This window comes from Sphingomonas kyungheensis, from assembly GCF_037120395.1.
In the GTDB taxonomy this organism is placed as follows: Bacteria; Pseudomonadota; Alphaproteobacteria; order Sphingomonadales; family Sphingomonadaceae; genus Sphingomonas; species Sphingomonas kyungheensis.
The window spans coordinates 1-4,956 of sequence record NZ_JBBBDM010000027.1; the positions used below are offsets into that span (position 1 = coordinate 1).

3 protein-coding genes and 1 pseudogene are annotated in these 4,956 nt (G+C 69.4%); 2 read left to right on the forward strand and 2 right to left on the reverse strand.

The window, feature by feature from the left end:
- Positions 1 to 427: 427 nt before the first annotated feature.
- A complete protein-coding gene (locus V8201_RS18985) occupies positions 428 to 1,639 on the forward strand; it encodes a M20 metallopeptidase family protein (protein WP_336546292.1) in 1,212 nt (403 codons plus the stop codon).
- Positions 1,640 to 1,647: 8 nt separating this feature from the next.
- On the opposite strand, the gene V8201_RS18990 is transcribed toward V8201_RS18985, so the two are convergent.
- A complete protein-coding gene (locus V8201_RS18990; protein ID WP_336546293.1) occupies positions 1,648 to 2,604 on the reverse strand; it encodes an isopenicillin N synthase family dioxygenase in 957 nt (318 codons plus the stop codon).
- 473 nt (positions 2,605 to 3,077) lie between these two features.
- Between V8201_RS18990 and V8201_RS18995 the strand changes: the two are divergent.
- A pseudogene (locus V8201_RS18995) lies at positions 3,078 to 3,668 on the forward strand (M23 family metallopeptidase); the annotation flags it as partial.
- A gap of 1 nt (position 3,669) precedes the next feature.
- On the opposite strand, the gene V8201_RS19000 reads toward V8201_RS18995, so the two are convergent.
- Positions 3,670 to 4,848 (reverse strand): BaiN/RdsA family NAD(P)/FAD-dependent oxidoreductase, encoded by a 1,179-nt coding sequence (locus tag V8201_RS19000; protein WP_037535807.1) that lies wholly within the window; start codon positions 4,846 to 4,848, stop codon positions 3,670 to 3,672.
- Positions 4,849 to 4,956 lie beyond the last annotated feature (108 nt).

Consider the following 4,956-nt stretch of genomic DNA (forward strand, 5'->3'; position numbering starts at 1 on the left):
CGCCACATCTCCCAAACCTCACGTCAGGACAGTGAATCACGCCTAGCGACTTTTGCAAAGGTCCCGCCTTCGCCGGGATGACGAGAGTGGGGGACGGGGCGGCGAAGAGCGACAGGACGGGAGGCGGGCTGACGTAGGCGAAGGCCCGCGTCTGTCAACGGCTGCAAGCGGCTTTCCGCCCGCCGCGCCGCCGCCGCTCGTCTTCGCCTTCTGGCTCCTGCCTCCCGTTCGTCGCACTGCGCCTCCTCCTGCTAACTGCCAGCGGCCAGCGGCCAGCCACCAATCACCAGCCACCAATCACCAGCCACCCGCCGCCACCAGCCACCCGCCGCCTCCCACCACCCGCCGCCCCCCTCCCGGCCAACCCCCGCCACCTCGACATTCGCCGCGCACCGGCTCACACTGCGCCGCGAAACGGAGCCAGACCATGTCCCTAGACCTCAGCACCAGCGAATGGACCGCGGCCGGCGAGGCCGAACTCGACGACGCCGTCAGCCTGCGCCGCGCGATCCATGCCGAGCCGGAGATCGGGCTCGACTGCCGCGAGACGACCGCCAAGATCAAGGCGGCGCTCGCCGGGCTGCCGCTCGAATATCACGAGGGCGGCTCGACCAGCGGGCTGATCGCGATCCTGCGCGGGCAGAAGGGCGACAATGGCCGCACCGTGCTGCTGCGCGGCGATATGGATGCGCTGGCGATGCAGGAAGAGACGGGGCTCGCCTTCGCCAGCGCCATCCCCGGCCGGATGCACGCCTGCGGCCATGATTCGCACACCGCGATGCTGGTCGGCGCGGCGCGGGCGCTGTCGGCGCGGCGCGACGCCCTGCCGGGAACGGTCGTGTTCATGTTCCAGCCGGGCGAGGAGGGGCATCACGGCGCGCGCTTCATGATCGACGACGGGCTGCTCGACATCGCCGCGGCCGACGCCGCCTTCGCCCTGCACATCACCCCCAATGCACCGGCCGGCGTCGTCATCACCCGCAGCGGCCCGATCATGGCCTCGGCCGATACCGTCCATGTCGTGGTGCGCGGCGCCGGCGGCCATGCCGCCATGCCGCACGACTGTATCGATCCGGTGCCGGTCGCCTGCGAAATCGTCACCGCCTTCCAGACCTTCGTCGCGCGCAACATCGCCGTCACCGACCCGGCGGTCTTGTCGATCACCAAGATCGAGGCGGGGTCGGCGCACAATATCATCCCCGGCGAGGTGCGGATGCTCGGTACGCTGCGCACGCTGTCGGAGGCGACGCGGACGACGATGCGCGCCGCGATCGACCGGATCGCGACGCATATCGCCGCGGCGCACGGCGCGACCGCCGAGGCATGGATCGACGAGGGTTATCCGGTCGTCGTCAACGATCCCCGCGGCGCGGCGCTGATCGAGCAGGTCGCGGTGGAGCTCGACCGACCGTTCGCGCCGATGCCGCAGCCGATGATGGGCGCCGAGGACTTTTCCTATGTGCTGCGCAAGATCCCCGGCGCCTTCGCCTTCATCGGCGCCGCGCCGCAGGGCAGCGATCCCGCGACGAATCCGCCGCTGCACAATACGCGGATGACGATCGAGGAATCGGTGATGGCGCAGGGCATCGCGATCCACTGCGCCGTCGCCACCCGCTATCTGGAGCGCGGCTTCGACTGAGCCGCGGCCTAGTTCTTGATGAGGCCGATCTCGACCAGCCGCTGATGCAGATAATCGTGCGCGGTGATCGGTTCGGGATAGCGGTTCGGATGCTCCGCATCGATCGTCTGCGGTAGCGTCTCGATCAGGAAGTCGGGTGCCGGGTGGAGGAAGAAGGGCATCGAATAGCGCGAATGGCCGCGCCGCTCGGGTGGCGGGTTGACGACGCGGTGGGTGGTCGACGGCAAGCGGTGGTTGGTCAGCCGCTGCAGCATGTCGCCGACATTGACCACCATCGCCCCCTCGGGCGGCTTGATCGCCAGCCAGTCGCCGGTTGCGCGGTCGAGCAGCTCGAGCCCGGCTTCCTCGGCACCGAGCAGCAAGGTGATGAGGTTGATGTCCTCATGCGCGCCGGCGCGGACGCCCTCGGCATCGACCGGGATCGGCGGATAGTGGAGCAGGCGCAGCACCGAATTGCCGTCGCGCACCGCCGGATCGAACCAGTCGGGCGCGAGGTCGAGATAGCGGGCGATCGCCGACAGCAACCGGTCGCCGGCGCGGTCGAAGGCGGTGAACAGCTCGAGGAACGTGTCCTTGAACTCCTCCGGCCGCACCGGCCAGACGTTGTCCGCCATCACCTCGGCGAAGCGATGCCCGGCGGGCAGCTCGCGGCCGATATGCCAGAATTCCTTGAGGTCGACGTGCTTGGCATCCTTGGCGATCTCGGTCTTGAACGGCGTATAGCCGCGCGCACCGCCACCGCCGGCGATGAAATGGTCGCGCTTCTCGGCTTCGGGCAAGGCGAACAGCGACTCGGTCTCGCGCCACGCCCGATCGATCAGCGGCTGGGCGATGCCGTGGTCGGCGACGATCGCGAAACCGAACCGTTCGAAGGACGCGCCGAACGCCGCGGCGAAGCCATCGGGGTCGCGCGCCTGATCGGCGAGGCTGAGCGTGGGGACCTGGGCGGAAGCGGTATCGAGCATGCAAGGCATCCAGTTGAAGACAGGGGGCTTATACGGAAAGCCACGGGCGCCGTCATGCCTTGTCGCGCGATCCGTCGTCCTTTGCGCGCCTGATGCCGCCGAAAGCCGCGGCAGGCGATGGATAACGTCAGGGCTACTGATCCGAATCGCCTGATCGCGCCAAGGGTTGCTCGGTTCGCCGCGACGCGACGGCGGTTGATCGCGGCGTCACGCGCCCGCTCTTGTCTGGCGCCGGCAAATGCGGGCAGACAAAGCGGGTCAGGAACGCGGGTGGGGCTGCGGTTTCACGACAGGTCAATGTTCGGGTCCGCCGCTCCGGCGGATACGGCGCATCATATTGGGGTCCGATGAGCATCTTCCGCGCAGCTACGATCGTCGCCACCGTCGGCGCCCTGTCCTTCGCTTATGGCGCGGCCCAGGCGGAAGACGGCGTATCGCGCGGCGCGACGCCGGCGAGCGCGACCGACGGCACGGGTGGCCCGATGCTCGCCGCCAACGGTGCCGAGGCGCAGGCCGATCTCGCCGCCGACGCGCAGTTCCGCACCCTGTTCCAGAGCTGGAAGAAGCTCGACACCCGGCCGCAGGGCGTGATCGCCATCCCCTCGGTCCAGCCGGTCCAGCATCTCAACTTCACCAGCAACTTCGGCATCCGTTCGGATCCGTTCCGCGGCACCGCGGCGATGCATGCCGGCGTCGACATCCCCGGCCCGGTCGGCACGCCCATCTATGCCACCGCCGACGGCATCATCGATCATGCGTCGCGGCTCGGCGGCTACGGCAATATGGTCGAGATCAACCACGGCAAGGGCATCGCCACCCGCTACGGCCATCTGTCGAAGATCCTCGTCACCGACGGCGCGCGCGTCACCCGCGGCCAGCTGATCGCGCTGATGGGCTCGACCGGCCGCTCGACCGGCCCGCACCTGCATTATGAGGTCCGCATCGACGGTCATGCGGTCAACCCGATCCCCTTCCTGACCAGCGCCGACTATCTGCTCGCCTCGTCCGATGCGGCGGTGCATGCGATCCCGGTGTCGACCGACGGCCCCGCCGCGCAGGATTGATCTAGAGCACCTGCGCCGCGGCCCAGCCGCTCGCCCAGGCCCATTGGAAATTATAGCCGCCGAGCCAGCCGGTGACGTCCACCGCCTCGCCGATCGCATGCAGCCCCGGCACGCGCCGCGCCTCCAGCGTCTGCGACGACAGATCGGCGGTGCTGATCCCGCCGACCGTCACCTCGGCCTTGGCAAATCCCTCGCTGCCGTTGGGCAGGAAGCGCCAGGCGGACAGGCGCGTCGCCGCTTCGTCCAGCTGCCGGTCGGTGGTCGCGCCGAGCTCGCCGGGCAAGGCGAGTCGCTCGGCAAGCGCCTCGGCCAGCCGGTCGGGCAGGGTGGCGGCCAAGGCGCGGCGCAGCGTCGTCCGCGGCTGCGCCCGCTTCGCGCCGATCAGCCAGTCGCGCTCCGCATCGGGGAGGAAATCGATCGCGATCGGCTCGCGCGGCCGCCAATAGCTCGACACCTGCAGGATCGCCGGTCCCGACAGGCCGCGATGCGTGAACAGCGCCGCCTCGCGGAAGCGCGCCTTGCCGGCGCTGGCGGTGACGGTCGCGGCGACTCCGGAAAGCGTGCGGAACAAAGCCTCGTCGCCGCCGAGGGTGAGCGGCACCAGCGCCGGCCGCGGCTCGACCACCTTGAGGCCGAACCTGCGGGCGATGTCATAGGCAATGCCGGTCGCGCCGAGCTTGGGGATCGATGGTCCGCCGGTCGCGAGGACGAGGCGCGGCGCGGTGACGATTCGGCCGGGCAGCGCGACGGTGAAACGATCGCCGTCATGGCCGATCTCGCCGAACGGCGACGACAGGGCGATCTCGACCCCGCCGAGTCGGCATTGATCGAGCAGCAGCGCGACGATCTGCCGCGCCGACCCGTCGCAGAACAATTGCCCGAGCGTCTTCTCATGCCAGGCGATGCCGTACCGCTCGACCAGGGCGAGGAAATCGGCGGCGCGATAGCGGCCGAGCGCCGACTTGGCGAAATGCGGGTTAGCCGAGACATAGCGGTCGGGCGCGGTGTGCACATTGGTGAAGTTGCAGCGCCCGCCGCCGGAGATGATGATCTTCTTGCCCGGCTCGTCGGCGTGATCGACGAGCAGCACGCGCCGGCCACGCTGCCCGGCGACCGCGGCGCACATCAATCCGGCGGCGCCGGCACCGAGGACGATCGCATCATAGGAATGGGAGGACATCGCCGCGCCTTAGCCGAGGTCGTCCGATTTGTCGCGCGGGGGAGGGAGGGGCATGTGCTTGTCCTTTGGGGCGTTGATTTGGGGGTTTGGCGGGGAGGTTCCGCTGAA